The sequence below is a fragment of the Streptomyces sp. ATexAB-D23 genome, from assembly GCF_000373645.1.
Taxonomy (GTDB): Bacteria; Actinomycetota; Actinomycetes; order Streptomycetales; family Streptomycetaceae; genus Streptomyces; species Streptomyces castrisilvae.
Genome location: NZ_KB892057.1, coordinates 43,936 through 58,441 on the forward strand (window position 1 = coordinate 43,936; position 14,506 = coordinate 58,441).

At 71.6% G+C, this 14,506-nt stretch carries 13 protein-coding genes and 1 riboswitch; of the genes, 4 read left to right on the top strand and 9 right to left on the bottom strand.

Annotation, left to right across the window (positions count from 1 at the left end; all coding sequences use genetic code 11):
• The first annotated feature begins 23 nt into the window (after nt 1–23).
• Entirely contained in the window at nt 24–1,028 is a 1,005-nt protein-coding gene (locus B082_RS0130000) for a 2-hydroxyacid dehydrogenase (RefSeq protein ID WP_018555491.1), read from the top strand.
• 28 nt (nt 1,029–1,056) lie between these two features.
• On the opposite strand, the gene B082_RS0130005 is transcribed toward B082_RS0130000, so the two are convergent.
• From B082_RS0130005 to B082_RS0130010, 3 genes are all read right to left on the bottom strand, one after another.
• Nucleotides 1,057–2,973 carry a phenazine-specific anthranilate synthase component I gene (locus B082_RS0130005; protein WP_018555492.1) on the bottom strand — a complete coding sequence of 639 codons (1,917 nt, stop codon included), beginning with the start codon at nt 2,971–2,973 and terminating at the stop codon, nt 1,057–1,059.
• Nucleotides 2,974–3,073: 100 nt separating this feature from the next.
• Nucleotides 3,074–3,130 (bottom strand): trp operon leader peptide, encoded by a 57-nt coding sequence (locus B082_RS40575; protein WP_073735655.1) that lies wholly within the window; start codon nt 3,128–3,130, stop codon nt 3,074–3,076.
• Nucleotides 3,131–3,172: 42 nt separating this feature from the next.
• Entirely contained in the window at nt 3,173–5,965 is a 2,793-nt protein-coding gene (locus B082_RS0130010) for an N-acetylmuramoyl-L-alanine amidase (RefSeq protein ID WP_018555493.1), read from the bottom strand.
• 157 nt (nt 5,966–6,122) lie between these two features.
• On the opposite strand from B082_RS0130010, the gene B082_RS0130015 reads away from it, so the two are divergent.
• Both B082_RS0130015 and B082_RS0130020 read left to right on the top strand, forming a co-directional pair.
• Nucleotides 6,123–7,469 (top strand): class II 3-deoxy-7-phosphoheptulonate synthase, encoded by a 1,347-nt coding sequence (locus B082_RS0130015; RefSeq protein WP_026250342.1) that lies wholly within the window; start codon nt 6,123–6,125, stop codon nt 7,467–7,469.
• A gap of 172 nt (nt 7,470–7,641) precedes the next feature.
• The gene (locus B082_RS0130020) at nt 7,642–7,902 is read left to right on the top strand and encodes a (2Fe-2S)-binding protein (protein ID WP_018555495.1); all 261 of its coding nucleotides are present in this window, start codon (nt 7,642–7,644) and stop codon (nt 7,900–7,902) included.
• A 24-nt stretch (nt 7,903–7,926) separates the two neighbouring features.
• Here B082_RS0130020 and bfr read toward each other — a convergent pair whose 3' ends face one another.
• A complete protein-coding gene (bfr, locus tag B082_RS0130025; protein WP_018555496.1) occupies nt 7,927–8,406 on the bottom strand; it encodes a bacterioferritin in 480 nt (159 codons plus the stop codon).
• 154 nt (nt 8,407–8,560) lie between these two features.
• On the opposite strand from bfr, the gene B082_RS0130030 reads away from it, so the two are divergent.
• Nucleotides 8,561–9,193 (top strand): sulfite oxidase-like oxidoreductase, encoded by a 633-nt coding sequence (locus B082_RS0130030; protein ID WP_018555497.1) that lies wholly within the window; start codon nt 8,561–8,563, stop codon nt 9,191–9,193.
• Nucleotides 9,194–9,223: 30 nt separating this feature from the next.
• Here B082_RS0130030 and B082_RS0130035 read toward each other — a convergent pair whose 3' ends face one another.
• The 5 genes from B082_RS0130035 to thiO form a co-directional block, all read right to left on the bottom strand.
• On the bottom strand, nt 9,224–10,081 hold the full coding sequence (locus tag B082_RS0130035; protein ID WP_026250343.1) for a deoxyribonuclease IV: 858 nt from the start codon (nt 10,079–10,081) through the stop codon (nt 9,224–9,226).
• Between the two features lie 6 nt (nt 10,082–10,087).
• The gene (gene pknB / locus B082_RS0130040) at nt 10,088–12,034 is read right to left on the bottom strand and encodes a Stk1 family PASTA domain-containing Ser/Thr kinase (RefSeq protein WP_026250344.1); all 1,947 of its coding nucleotides are present in this window, start codon (nt 12,032–12,034) and stop codon (nt 10,088–10,090) included.
• 137 nt (nt 12,035–12,171) lie between these two features.
• Complete coding sequence (locus B082_RS0130045; protein ID WP_018555500.1) at nt 12,172–12,966, bottom strand: thiazole synthase; 795 nt, start codon at nt 12,964–12,966, stop codon at nt 12,172–12,174.
• A 2-nt stretch (nt 12,967–12,968) separates the two neighbouring features.
• On the bottom strand, nt 12,969–13,187 hold the full coding sequence (gene thiS / locus B082_RS0130050; protein ID WP_018555501.1) for a sulfur carrier protein ThiS: 219 nt from the start codon (nt 13,185–13,187) through the stop codon (nt 12,969–12,971).
• Entirely contained in the window at nt 13,184–14,362 is a 1,179-nt protein-coding gene (gene thiO / locus B082_RS0130055; protein ID WP_018555502.1) for a glycine oxidase ThiO, read from the bottom strand. Before thiO ends, thiS begins: the two co-directional genes overlap by 4 nt.
• A riboswitch (TPP riboswitch) is annotated at nt 14,360–14,471 on the bottom strand. (Overlaps the previous gene by 3 nt.)
• Between the last annotated feature and the right edge of the window lie 35 nt (nt 14,472–14,506).

The window sequence follows — 14,506 nt, forward strand, 5'->3', positions numbered from 1 at the left end:
GCGCACAGAGCAGGGGAGACGTCGTGGAGATCCTGGCCTTCGGAGTGCAGTCCGACGAGAAGCCGCTGATCGAGAAGGCCTTCGCGGGCAAGCACGACGTCCGGTGCCTGGACGTCTTCCTGAACCGGGACACCGCGCCCATCGCGGCCGGCTACGAGATCATCTCCACCAGCGTCAACGCCGACCTGGGCGGCGGCGTCCTGCAGACCCTCGCGGCCGGCGGCACGCAGATGATCGCCCAGCGCTCCACCGGCTTCAACAACATCGACCTGGACGTCGCCGAACGCCTCGCCCTGCGCGTCTCCCGGGTCTCCTACTACTCCCCGTACTCGGTCGCCGAATTCGCCTGGACGCTCGCCATGGCGGTCAACCGCCGGGTGATCCGGGCCGCCGGCCGCACCCGCGACTTCGACTTCCGCCTCGACGGGCTCCTCGGCCGCGACATGCACGGCCGCACGGCCGGCGTCATCGGCACGGGCAAGATCGGCGAGGCCTTCACCCGGATCGCCCACGGCTTCGGTATGGAGCTGCTCGGCTGGGACGTCGCCGAGAACCCGGCCTGCGCCGAGCTGGGCATGCGCTACGTCGACAAGGAGCAGCTGCTCGCCGAGGCGGACGTGATCAGCCTGCACGTACCGCTGCTGCCCTCGACCCACCACCTCATCGACAAGGCCGCCCTCGCCCGCATGAAGGACGACGCGATCCTGGTCAACTCCAGCCGCGGCGGCCTGATCGACACCTCGGCCCTCGTCGGTGAGCTGCGCGCGGGCCGGTTCCTGGGCGTCGGGCTCGATGTGTACGAGGCGGAGGCCGGGCTCTTCTTCCTCGACAAGTCCCTGGAGGGCGTGGACGACGACACGCTGGCCCGGCTCGTCACCTTCCCGAACGTCATCGTCACCTCGCACCAGGCGTACTACACCGAGGACGCGGTGGGCCAGATCATCGACGCCACCGTCCAGAACGTCGACGACTACCTGGCCGGCCGACGCGGCGACAACGTCCTGGTGCCCGCGCGCCCCGGGTCCTGACCCCCCTCCCAGGACCCGGGGCCGCGCCTCAGCCCACCGGGAGCCCGGCCAGCAGCTCGGTCACGATCTCCGACCCGCGCAGCGTCAGCACCGACTCCGGGTGGAACTGCACCGAGGCGAACCCGCCCCCGCGCAGCGCGTGCAGCTCCCCGCTCGCCGCGTCCCGGCTCGCCTCGATGCCCCGCGCCGCCAGCGCGGCCGCCCCCGCTTCGTCGCAGCGCGCGGTGAAGCTGTTGTAGAAGCCGACCGTCTCCGGCCGCCCGAACAGATCGATACGGGTCTGCGCACCCTGGTACGGCACCGCCTTGCGGACGATCTCCAGGCCCAGTTCCGCCGCGATCAGCTCATGGCCCAGGCACACCCCGAGCAGCCCGTGCCGGTGCTCCCGCACCAGCTCGGCGGCCATCGCGCGCAGCAGCCGCATCTTCGGGTCGGCCGCGTCACCCGGATTCCCCGGGCCGGGGCCGAGCACCACGGGCCCGGCGTGCGCCCGCACGGCCTCGCGCAGACCCGGCTCGTCGTACCGGCGCACGGTGACGTCGAGCCCCGCGGCGCGCAGCAGGTGCCCCAGCATCGCGGTGAACGTGTCCTCCCCGTCCACCACCAGCGCGTGGCCCAGGCGTTGGCCGGTGCGCTCCTGCATCCGCAGCCAGAACGGGGCGAGCCCGTCCCGCCGGGAGTCCAGGGCCGCCCGCACCCGCGGGTCGGCGGCAAGCCGGGGCCGCGCCCCCTCCGCCTCGGGCCGGGCCGGCCGCACGCCCAGCGCCGCCAGCACCCCGGCCGCCTTCGCATGGGTCTCGGCGACCTCGCCCTCCGGGTCGGAGTGGCGCACCAGCGTCGCGCCGACCGGCACCCGCAGCCCGCCGTCGGCCGCGATGTCGGCGGTGCGGATCAGGATCGGCGAGTCCAGGGTCTGCGTCCCGTCGGGCGCCCGGTGCAGCAGGGCCAGCGCGCCCGCGTAGTAGCCGCGCCCGCCGTCCTCGTACCGCTCGATGACCCGGCAGGCGTTCTGCACGGGGGAGCCGGTGACGGTCGCCGCGAACATGGTCTCCCTCAGTACCTCCCGCACGTCCAGCGAGGAGCGGCCGCGCAACTCGTACTCGGTGTGGGCGAGATGGGCCATCTCCTTGAGGCGTGGGCCGATCACCACCCCGCCCATGTCGCCGACCGTGCACATCATCTTGAGTTCCTCGTCGACCACCATGGAGAGCTCCTCGGTCTCCTTGCGGTCGCCGAGGAAGGCGAGCAGGCTCTCGGCGCTCGGCCCCTCGGCCGGGTAGCGGTAGGTGCCGCTGATGGGGTTCATCACGACGGTCCCGCCGGACATCCGCACATGCACCTCGGGGCTCGCGCCGACCAGCGTCCGCCCGCCCGTCGACCGCCGTCGCCCCGATGGGGAGAGGCCTTCGGGCTCGCTGCCTCCCGTGTGCACGACGAACGTCCAGTACGCCCCCCGCTCCCCGGCCAGCAGCCGCCGGAACAGGGCCAGCGCGTCCGCCCGGCCGAACCCGGGGATCTCTCCCCGGAAGGTCCGCCGGATCACGAAGTTCGCCCCCTCGCCCCGGCCGATCTCGTCCTCGATCACCCGCCGCACGGTCCCGGCGTAGTCCTCGTCGGTGACGTCGAACGCCCCGTTCTCCACCCGCACTTCATGGCGCGGAAGCTGACCGAGCGCCTCGTCCAGGGGCATCGTGTACGACTCGTCGGCCACCAGGACCGACAGCGGCGTCCCGTCGTCGCGCACGTCGAAGCCGCGCTCCGCGATCTGCCGGAACGGCACCAGCGCCAGCGACGGCCGCTCCCCGACGGGGATCTCGGCCAGCCGGTCCACCTCGTGGACCCGGCCGATCAGCACCTCGACCGTGTCGTGGTCGTGGCCGGGGGTGCGCCTGCGCAGCAGCGCGAAGGGCGGGCAGTCGTCGCTCAGGAGTCTGTCGAGGTTCATGGGGTCGGTTCCTTCCAGGGGGATCAGCTGGGAGGAACGGCCCGCGGACACGGAAAAGGCCGCCCCTCGGGCGGCCTCTGCGTCGGTGTGTACGCGCGAATCAGTGGGCCGCCGGATGAGCGGTCCACCACCAGTTACGGGTCGAGTGCGCGAACATGCCCCGTACCTTAACCCCCGCCGTCAAGGGGGCGTCCGTCGGCTAGAACAGGGTGTCGTAGATCTGCCACCCGGTCCCGACCTGCGACTTCGTCGCGAACGGAGCCGTCACGCTGCCGGTGGAGCGGTAGAACCAGAAGTTCCCGGAACCGTCCACGGCGACCAGGTCGCCCCGGCCGTCACGGTCCAGGTCGCTCGGCCCGAGCAGCAGCTTGTACTTGCCCCAGCCCGTGCCGATCCGCACCCGCTTGTCGTACGGGGAGGCGGCCGAGCCGGTGCCCGTGTAGATCCACAGCACCCCGGACTTGTCCCGGGCCACGAAGTCCGCCTTGCCGTCACCGTTCAGGTCGCCGGTGGAGACGATCGCGTCGTAGATCTGCCAGCCGGTGCCGATCTGGGCCTTGGGCAGGAAGGGCTTCGACGGTTCGCCGGTGCCCTTGTAGAAATAGATCACGCCGGCGGGGTTGCGGGCGATCAGGTCGGCCTTGCCGTCACCGTCGAGGTCGCGCATGCCGGTCAGGCTGTCGTACTGGTTCCAGCCGCTGCCGACCTTGAGCCGGGCCATGTACGGCTTGTCCGGGTTGCCGCTGCCCCGGTAGTACCAGAGCACCCCGTCCTTGTCGCGGGCCACGAAGTCACCCGTGCCGTCCGCCCGCAGCGCGGTCATGGCGGTGATCGCCGTGTAGCTGCCCCAGCCGTAGCCCGCCTGGTAGCGGCGGTAGTACGGCGAGGAGGCGCTGCCGGTGCCCTGGTACTGCCAGATGCGTCCGGCGCTGTCCCGGCCGATCATGTCGTACCGGTCGGTCCCGGCATCCGGAACGGTGCTGCTCGCCTGCTGGACGTCGCTCGCCTTCACCCACGCGATGCGGTGGTTGTAGCGGATCGGGGTGTAGAGCGTGGTGCCCACGACCCGGGTCTGCGAGGAGCCGAAGTAGTCGTCGCCCCGTACGTCCGCCCCGGCCCGCACGTACGCCTGCCCGGCGGGCAGCTTGTACTTCGTCAGGTGGTCGGGGTTGTCCGTCGGCGCGTCGGCACCCGTTCCCTCGTAGGCCGCGGCCTCCGGGAAGGTGCGGCCGTAGAGCCGGGCCGTGGCACCGTCCTTGAGCTTGATCACGGCCGGGGCCTGGCCGCCGACCCGTGCGGTGAACTGGCCGCCGGGGTTCGAGAACCACGCCTTCTGTCCGCCGTACCAGATCGCGGTCCAGTCGGCCTTGGCCTCGGCGACGACGTACTCACCGCCGGCGACGACCTTGTTGCCCCAGTTCGGGCCGTCGGTCGCCTTCACGTTCGGCATGTACGGGTCGACGATCTTCGCCCCGGACGTGGACGGCGAGGTGTAGAGGTAGCCGAAGTTCGCCGGCTGCTTGGCGACGTTGCCGCCGCCGTACGTCAGCTCCGGCTGGTTGGCGGTGGTGAACGGGGGAACGACCCGGACCACCTGGCCGGCCTTGACCGGGCCGCCGGCGCCCTCGGCCCCGGTCGGGGCACCCATCAGCGCCATGTAGTGGTTCCAGTCCCAGAACGGGCCCGCGTCCCAGTGCATCCCGGCGACATCGCCGTCCAGCGACCCGGGCACCTCGTCGTGGCCGACGATGTGCTCACGGTCGAGCGGGACGCCGTACTTGCCGGCCAGGAACTTCACCAGGGCGGCGGAGGACTCGTACTGCGGCTCCGTGTACCAGCTGCCCGACTTGATCGCGTAGCCCTCGTGCTCCACGCCGATCGAGTGCATGTTCATCGACCAGTTGCCCGCGTGCCACGCCAGGTTCTTGTTCTCGACCAGCTGGGTGACCAGGCCGTCCGAGGCGCGGATCAGGTAGTGGGCGCTCGCCCCGCTCGACGAGTCGCGGAAGGTGTCCAGGGAGCCCTGGTAGCCGCCCTCGGTGTCGTGGATGACGATCTGGCGGATGTCGAACCCGCCGTTGGCCCGGTTGGCCAGGCTGTAGTTGCGCGCGCCGTTCTTCGGGTCCTCGGCCGGGATGAAGTTGCAGTTCAGGCCCGAGGGGCACTCCGGCGTCACGGCAGCGGCCGCGGCCGGGCTCGCGGGCGCCGCGGCGAGGGGGAGCTTCGACGGCTCGACCGGCTCCACCGAGGGGTCGGCGGCCAGGACGACCTGCTGACCGTCGGTCGTGACCTGCTGCTCGCCGGTCCTGATCGACTCGAAGACCCGCTCGGCGAAGAGGTCGGCCCCCTTCTTGTCCGGGGACTGGCTGTACCTGGCCACCGCCGCGTACCAGCCGCCCGGGTCGTCCGGCAGCGAGCCGGTCGCGTCCCGCTGGTACTCCGCCAGCAGCGCCGCACCCGCGCGGATGCTCTGCTCCGTGCTGTCGCGGACCGCGTCGGTGCCGGTGCCGATCAGCCCGGCGGCCTTGTCCAGCGTGTGCAGCCGGGGGTCGCTGGTGTCGACGGCCTCCTTCGGCAGGTTGCTCACGGCCTTGGCGGCGTCGTACTTCCGTTCGACCTCGGGGCTGTCGCTCGCGTTGAAGTGCGCGACGCGTTCCTCGGAGTCCGGCTGCACGACGTCCTGCGCCGTCACCCGGGTCAGCCCCATGACGTTGTACGCGCCGCTGGTGCTCGGCTCGCCGTCGTGGCTCTCCCACCGAGTCTGCCGGTAGGAGACCGCCATCAGGACGCTCTGCGGCACGTCGAACTCGCGAGCCGCGTTCTCGAACTGGGCCTGGAGCACCGCGGAGGGTGATGCCGGCTTGGCGTCCGTGGACCCGGGGTCCTGGGAGGCGATGGCCAGGGTGCTGATCGTCGCGGTGGCGACGACAGCGGCACCGGCGGCGAACAGCAGCCGTTTCTTCCGGAGGTCCCTACGGTGATTCCGCTTCAAGTCCCCACCCCTGTTGTCCACTTGTTCAACGCTGAAAAGTGTGAGGCTAGCAGGCGGCTCCGCCGCGCCCCGCGCGTGCCGCGCCGAGACGTCCGTCTCAGTCACTGAGCAACCGGAAAAGCAGTGGACGCGAACCCGTAATGTGGGAGCCGTGACCGTGAACGCCAATACCTCCGTCGCCGGTGGCAACACCTGGCGAGACCTTCCCGCGGCGCAGCAGCCCGAGTACCCCGACTCCGAGGCCCTGCGCGATGTACTCGCGGACCTCGCGTCGTATCCGCCGCTCGTCTTCGCCGGTGAGTGCGACCAGCTGCGTGCCCGTATGGGAGCCGTCGCCAAGGGCGAGGCGTTCCTGTTGCAGGGCGGCGACTGCGCCGAGGCCTTCGACGCCGTGTCGGCCGAGCACATCCGGGCCAAGCTGAAGACGCTGCTCCAGATGAGCGCCGTCCTGACCTACGCGGCCTCCGTGCCCGTCGTCAAGGTCGGCCGGATCGCCGGCCAGTACTCCAAGCCGCGCTCCAAGCCGACCGAGACCCGCGACGGCGTGACGCTGCCGACCTACCGCGGCGACTCCGTCAACGGCTTCGCCTTCACCGAGGCCGAGCGGGTCCCCGACCCGGACCGGCTGAAGCGGATGTACCACGCCTCCGCCTCCACGCTGAACCTCGTGCGCGCCTTCACCACCGGCGGTTACGCGGACCTGCGCCAGGTGCACGCCTGGAACCAGGACTTCGTGAAGTCCTCGCCCTCCGGCCAGCGCTACGAGGCCCTGGCCCGCGAGATCGACAACGCGCTGAACTTCATGAAGGCCTGCGGCACCGACCCGGCCGAGTTCAAGGCCGTCGAGTTCTACGCCTCGCACGAGGCGCTGCTGCTGGACTACGAGACGGCGCTGACCCGCATCGACTCGCGCACCGAGCAGCTGTACGACACCTCGGGCCACATGGTGTGGATCGGTGAGCGCACCCGCCAGATGGACGGGGCGCACATCGAGTTCGCCTCGAAGATCCGCAACCCCATCGGCATCAAGCTCGGCCCGACGACCACCGTCGACGAGGCCCTCGGCTACGTCGAGCGCCTCGACCCCGACCGCGAGCCCGGCCGGCTGACCTTCATCGTCCGGATGGGCGCCGACAAGGTCCGCGACAAGCTGCCGGAGCTGGTCGAGAAGGTCACCGCGTCCGGTGCCACCGTGGCCTGGGTGACCGACCCGATGCACGGCAACACCTTCGAGGCGGCCTCCGGCCACAAGACGCGCCGCTTCGACGACGTCCTGGACGAGGTCAAGGGCTTCTTCGAGGTGCACAAGGGCCTCGGCACGCACCCGGGCGGCATCCACGTCGAGCTGACCGGTGACGACGTCACCGAGTGCGTCGGCGGCGGCCACGAGATCTTCGTGGACGACCTCCACCAGCGCTACGAGACGGCGTGCGACCCCCGGCTCAACCGCAGCCAGTCGCTCGACCTGGCGTTCCTGGTCGCCGAGATGTACCGCGACCAGTGAGCCGTCACGGCGGGTAGCACCCGTACGACTGTGGGGCACGGATCGCATGTGATCCGTGCCCCACAGGGCGTTCACGGGCTTTTGCCACCCCGGGGCGGCGGGTAAGGTTAGGTTAGCCTCACCGATTATCGGGGCGGCGCCCAAGACCCGTCCCCGCCGGGAGGTGAACCGCGTGTACGTCTGCTCGTGCTTCGGCGTTACGGAGCAGCAGGTCAAGGACCATGCGGCAGCCGGCGCCTGCACACCCCGCCAGATCGCCTCCGCCTGCAAGGCGGGCACGGACTGCGGCGGCTGCGTGCGCACGATTCAGGCGATGCTCGGCCGCGGTGCCTGCCCGCGCCGCGAACTGCTCGACCGGAAGCAGACGCCTGCCACCGCCGCCGTTCCCGCGCCCGTCTCCGAACAGGCTTCCGGGCTTCCCGAAGCGGCCTGAGCGCGGCCCGGCCGCGCCGCGCGGTCAGCTGTCCGGCTGCTCGATCAGCTGGGCGATGTACAGCGGCTCACCGAGCTTCTCGACCAGATCCAGCTGCGTGTCGAGATAGTCGATGTGGTGTTCCTCGTCCGCGAGGATCGACTCGAAGATGTTCGCCGACGTGATGTCGCCCTTGGCGCGCATCAGCTCGATACCGCGCTTGAGGCGGTCGATCGCCTCCACCTCCACCTGCCGGTCCGCCTGGAACATCTCGGTGACCGTCTGGCCCACGCGCACGTGGAAGAGCCGCTGATAGTTCGGCAGGCCGTCGAGAAAGAGAATGCGGTCGGTCAGGATCTCGGCGTGCTTCATCTCGTCGAAGGACTCCGAGCGCGTGTATTTCGCGAGCTTCGTCCAGCCGAAGTTGTCCTGCATCTTCGCGTGCAGGAAGTACTGATTGATGGCAGTCAATTCGGCGGTCAGCTGTTCGTTGAGGAACTCGATGACCTCGGGGTCGCCCTGCATCGCAGAGGCTCCTTCCAACCGGTGAACTGGGCAAGTTGGCCGCATCCTCGCATCGCGCCCGGTGGTCGTCCAGTAAGTGCACGCTTAGTACGAGTTGCCCCAATCGACTCCGCCCTGGTCACGACCACCCCCGCCTGTCTGTCACCATGGAGGCATGGGTCAGCCGGAAAGCCGGGAACACCGCGCATCAGAGCAGTCCGAGCTTCCGCCGGGCCAGCGACTGCAGCGCGGATGGCCGGTCACCCACTACGGGCCGGTGCCCAAGTTCAAGCCCGACCGCTGGGAGTTCCGCGTTTTCGGCGCCACTGCCGACGGCGAGAAGCACTGCTGGAACCACGAGGAATTCTCGGCGCTGCCGTTCTCCTCGGTCGTCGCCGATCTGCATTGCGTGACGAAATTCAGCATGCTCGGAGCCGAATGGGGCGGCGTGCTCGCCCGTGATGTCGTGGCTCTCGCGCCGCCCGCCCCTCAGGTCACCCATGTGATGGTGTGGGCCGAGTACGGATTCAGTTCGAATCTCCGGCTCGACGATTTCATCTCCGACCGGACCCTTTTCGCCACCCACAAGGGCGGTGAACTGCTCACCGCCGAGCACGGCTTCCCGCTCCGGCTCGTCGTGCCGCACCTGTACGCCTGGAAGGGCCCGAAATGGGTCCGGGGCATCGAGTACATGACCGCGGACCGCCGGGGCTTCTGGGAGGAGCGCGGCTATCACAACGTCGGCGATCCCTGGAAGGAACAGCGCTACTCCTACCAGGAGGAGCCGGAGGACGGCCCCGAGCTCTGACCCGGGCGTGGCGTCCGCGCCCCCGCCCGGTCAGCTCCCGTCGCGCAGCGCCTGGAGCCGGGCCACGTCGGCGGCGTGTCCCTCCTTGCCGCCCGGGGTCTCGATGACCAGGGGGACTTTCTCGGTGGCCGGATGCGTGAACAGCTCGCGGAACGGCTCCTCGCCGATGTGACCCGCCCCGATGTTCTCGTGCCGGTCCTTGTGGGCGCCGCTGACGTCCTTGGAGTCATTGGCGTGGATCAGCTTCAGCCGGCCCTCGCCGACCGTCTCCACCAGCAGGTCCAGCGTCTCCTTCATGCCGCCGGGGCCCGCGAGGTCGTGCCCCGCCGCGAAGATGTGGCAGGTGTCCAGGCAGACGCCGAGCTTCGGGTGCGCGTCCAGCGCCTCGAAGTACGGGCCGAAGTCCCAGGTCCGCGAGCAGAGCGAGGAACCCTGGCCGGCGGTCGACTCCAGCAGCAGGAACGGGTCGTCGTCGTGCGTCAGCTCGTCCAGCAGCGGCCGCATGTACGTGCGCACCTGGGCCAGGGCCTCCTCGCGGGGCCGCCCGCCGGTCGCCGACCCGGTGTGCACCACGACGCCCAGGGCGCCGATCTCGCGGGCCCGGCGCAGCGAGTGGCGCAGCGACTCCACGGACCGCTCCACCGTGGCCGGGGTGTGCGAGCCGAAGTTGATCAGATACGGGGCGTGCACGTACGCCGGTATGGAAGCGGCGGCGCACCCGGCACGGAACAGCTCGTCCTGCGCCGGGTTGCCGGCCGGGGTGGCCCAGCCGCGCGGGTTGGCGACGAAGACCTGGACGGCCTGAGCGCCCATCTCGCGGGCGTACGGAAGGCCGACCTTGGCGAGGCCGCCGGCCACCGGCACATGGCCGCCGACAGGATTACGCATGCGGATCTACAGTCCCTTGGTCTTGATGGTGATGGTGCTGCCCTCGGGGGCCGTGTCGCCGCCGTGCACGGACTGGCCGGCGATCCTGTCGCTGAAGGAGAGGAACCCGCGGTCGACCTTGACCTCGAAGCCGGCCGCCTCCAGCTCGTCGCGGGCGTCGTCCACGTCCTTGCCGACGACGTCCGGGACCTCGATCATCCGGGGCCCGTCGGACACCGTCAGCGTGACGGTGTCGCCCTCGGCCGCCTCGGTCCCCTCGGCCGGCGACTGGCGGGCGATGTCGCCCTTGTCCTCGGGCGAGTGCACCCGGCCGGGCGCCACCTCGGCCTTCAGTCCCTCGTCTGCCAGCGCGTCGGTGGCGTCCGCGACGGAGAGCCCGGTGACGTCGGGGACGTCGATGGGGCTGCCCTTGGAGACGACGATCGCGACCGCCGAGTCCGGGTGGCGCTCGGTGCCGGCCTCGGGGTCCGTACGCACCACCTCACCGGCCGGCACGTCGTCGTCGAACTCCTTGGTGACCATGCCGGGGAGCAGGCCCGCCTTCGTCAGCTGCCGCTTGGCGTCGGCGAGCGCGACGCCCTCGACGTCGGGCACCTCCACGATCTCGGGCCCGCGCGAGACGACCAGCTTCACCGAGCCGTTGTCCCTGATCCGCGCGCCCGACTTCGGGTCGCTGCTGATCACCTTGCCCCGGTCGACGGTGTCGCTGTAGGCGCGATCGACGCCCTTCACGTCGAGACCGCTGTCCGAGAGCCGCTGGCGGGCGGTCTTCTCGGTCTGGCCGAGCAGTGAGGGGACCTTGGTGAACTGCCCGGAGTTGATGTACCAGACGCCGCCGCCGACGCCCAGGACCAGCAGCACCGCGAGGACCGCCGCGATCACGCCGCGCCGGGGGCCGCCGCGCAGCCCGGTCCCGCGGGGCGGCAGCGGGCGCTCCGGGGGCGGGGGCGTCTCCAGCCGGCTGGTGTGGTGGGCGGTGCCCAGGTCGTTCGGGAGGACCCGGGGGAGCACCGTCGTACGGGCGTCGGTCTTCTCCGTGTCCCCGTCCGCCCCGGCGGAGTCCCGCGCCCCGGTGCGGGCCTGCGGGGGTATGGCGTCGAGCTGCTCGTCGGTGAGGGCGGCGCGCGCCCGGCGGGTCCCGGCGAGCAGCGCCACCGCGTCGAACGGACGGACCTCCGGGTCGCGGGCGGTGGCGCTCGCGACCAGCTCGTCCAGTTCGCGGGCGAGCCCGGGGACGGCGGCGGACGGGGGCGCCACGTCCTCGTTCAGGTGCTGGTAGATGATCTGGGCGGGCGAGTCGCCGTCACGCGGCTTGTCGCCGGTCAGCATCTCGTACAGCACGACGCCGCAGGCGTATACGTCGGCGCGGGTGTCGGCCGTGCCGTGCTCGATCTGCTCGGGGGCGAGGTAGGAGACGGTGCCGAGGATCGTCCCGGTGGTGTTCGTCACCGAGTCCACGGCCCTGACCAGGCCGAAGTCTGCGACCTTTACCCGGCCGTCGTCCCCGATGAGCACGTTCTCCGGCTTCATGTCGCGGTGCACGAAGCCCGCCCGGTGCGCCGCGCCGAGCGCCGCGAGCACCGACTCCAGGATGTCCAGCGCGGCCCGCGGCTGGAGCGCCCCGCGCTCGCTGAGCACATCGCGAAGCGTGCACCCGGCGACGTACTCCATCGCCAGGTAGACGTACTGCCCCTGGGCACCCTGGTCGAAGACCGCGACGACGTTGGGGTGGGCGAGCAGCGCCACCGACTTGGCCTCGCGGATGAAGCGCTCGACGAACGAGGCGTCGGTCGCGAGCGCCGGGTGCATCACCTTGAGGGCGAGCACCCGGTCGAGCCGGGTGTCCATGGCCCGGTAGACCGTGGCCATGCCGCCCACGGCGATGCGGGCATCGACGCGGTAGCGGCCGTCGAGCAGCTGCCCGACGAGGGGGTCCTGGAGGGTCGTATCCACCATGCGAGTCTACGAGCCGCCACGGACAGGCCCGACGGTCCGGGGCGAACCCGGCGCAGTACTGAAGCCGAGCCGTGACAGGGACATGCGGGCGGCGGCCGGAATCCCGGGCTCCGGCCGCCGTCCGGTCGCGAACGTCAGAACGCCGGCCGCTCCGGATCGAGCACCGCACGCCCGGCCAGCGGCGACGACGCCTCGGCGAAGTGGCGGCGCGGGATGCGCCCGGCACGGTACGCGAGGCGCCCGCCCCGGACCGCGTGCCGCATCGCGGCGGCCATCAGCTCGGGCTCCTGGGCGCGGGTCACCGCCGACGCGAGCATCACGGCCGCGCAGCCGAGCTCCATGGCGAGCGCCACGTCCGACGCGGTCCCGGCGCCCGCGTCCAGGATCACCGGCACCCGGGCCCGTTCGGTGATCAGCTGGAAGTTGTGCGGGTTGCGGATGCCCAGGCCCGAGCCGATGGGGGAGCCGAGCGGCATGACCGCGGCGCATCCCACGTCCTCCAGCTTCCGGGCCAGCACCGGGTCGTCGTTGGTGTACGGCAGCACCGTGAAACCGTCGTCGACCAGCGTCTCGGCGGCGTCCAGCAGCTCGACCGGGTCGGGCAGCAGGGTGCGCTCGTCGGCCACCACCTCCAGCTTGATCCAGTCCGTCCCGAGCGCCTCGCGGGCCAGCCGGGCGGTGAGCACGGCCTCGCCCGCGGTGTAGCAGCCGGCCGTGTTCGGCAGCACCCGGATGGCGAGCTTCTCCAGTACGGAGAGGACGGAGCCCTGGACGGTCGGGTCGAGGCGGCGCATCGCGACCGTGGTCAGCTCGGTGCCGGACGCGGTCAGGGACCGTTCCAGGACGTCCAGGCTGGGCGCCCCGCCCGTTCCCATGATCAGCCGGGAGCCGAAGTCGCTCCCGCCGAGGGTGAAGGTGTCGTCGGACATGGTCAGCCTCCCTGGACGGCGGTCAGGACCTCGACCCGGTCGCCGTCGCTGAGCGCGGCCGAGGGCCACTGGCCGCGCGGCACGACGGTCTCGTTGAGCGCGGCCGCCACCCCCGCCGGGGCACCGGTCAGCGTCGCGACGAGGGCGTCCAGGGTGGTGCCGGCGGCGACGGCGACCGGCTCGCCGTTCACGGACACGGTGAGCGGGGTGGACTCGGTCATGCGGGCTGCTCCTGGGGTACGGGTGCGGCAGGCGGGAAACGGCCGGGGGAGAAGGGGCGGACCGCGTCGGGCAGCGCGCCGTCGGCCAGCAGCGACGCCATGGCGTCTCCGGTGACGGGGGTGAGCAGCACGCCGTTGCGGTGGTGGCCGGTGGCGAGGTGGAGGCCGGGCAGCGCGGTGCTGCCGAGCAGCGGGGCGTTGTCGGGGGAGGCGGGGCGCAGACCGGCCCGGGTCTCGGTGAGCGGCAGTTCGGTGATGCCGGGTACCAGCTCGTGCGCGTCGCGCAGCAGCTCGTACACCCCGCCCGCCGTCACGGTGGTGTCCCAGCCCATCTCCTCGCTGGTGGCGCCGACGACCAGTTCGCCGTTCTCGCGGGGTACGAGGTAGATGTGGCTGCCCCGGACCACCGCCCGCACGGTGCGCGAGAGGAAGGGGGCGTACGCCGGGGGTACGGACAGCCGCAGCACCTGGCCCTTCACCGGGCGGACCGGCGGCAGGACGTGGGCGGGCACCCCGGCGAGCCGGCCGCTGAGACTGCCGGCCGCGAGCACGACCTGATCGGCCGCCGCCTTTGTGCCGTCGTCCAGGACGGCCCCGGCGGCCCGGCCGGCCACCACCGAGAGGCGGTCGGCCCGGCGGCGGTGGAAGACCACGCCGGCCCGTTCGCAGGCCGTCAGCAGCGCGGCGGCCAGCCGGCGCGGGTCGACCTGGTGGTCGCCGTCCACCCGCAGCCCCCCGCGCACGCCGGGCGCGAGCATCGGCTCCAGACGGCGGCACTCGCGCCCGGTCAGCCACTGTGAATCGAGCCCCGAGCGGCGTTGCAGCTCGTGGAGTTCGCGCAGATGGGCGCGGTCGTCGGCGTCCAGCGCGACGGCCAGGGTGCCGCAGGCGCGGAAGCCGATGTCCTGCCCGCTCGCCGCCTCCAGCTCGGCCGTGAACGACGGATAGCGCCGGGCCGACGCGAGGTTGAGCCCGAGCAGCGTCTCCTCGCCGTAGTGCAGCTCGGTGACGGCGGCCAGCATCCCGGCCGCGACCCGGGCCGCTCCGCCGCCCGGTCCGGGATCGGCGAGCGCGGTGGACAGGCCGCGCTGCGCGGCCCGCCAGGCGGTCACCAGGCCGATGATGCCGCCCCCGATGACGAGGACGTCGGACCCGTCGGTGCGATGGGTGCCCATGGGTGTCCAGCCCCTCCCTTCGCCGGCATGACCCGGATCAGGTTCGTACGGTCGGAGGCCGCCAGCCTCCCTCTCAGCCCGGTGCGTCCGGGCTCCCGCGAGTGTCTTACCGTGGCCACCCTAACGACCTCACCCACGGAGCGG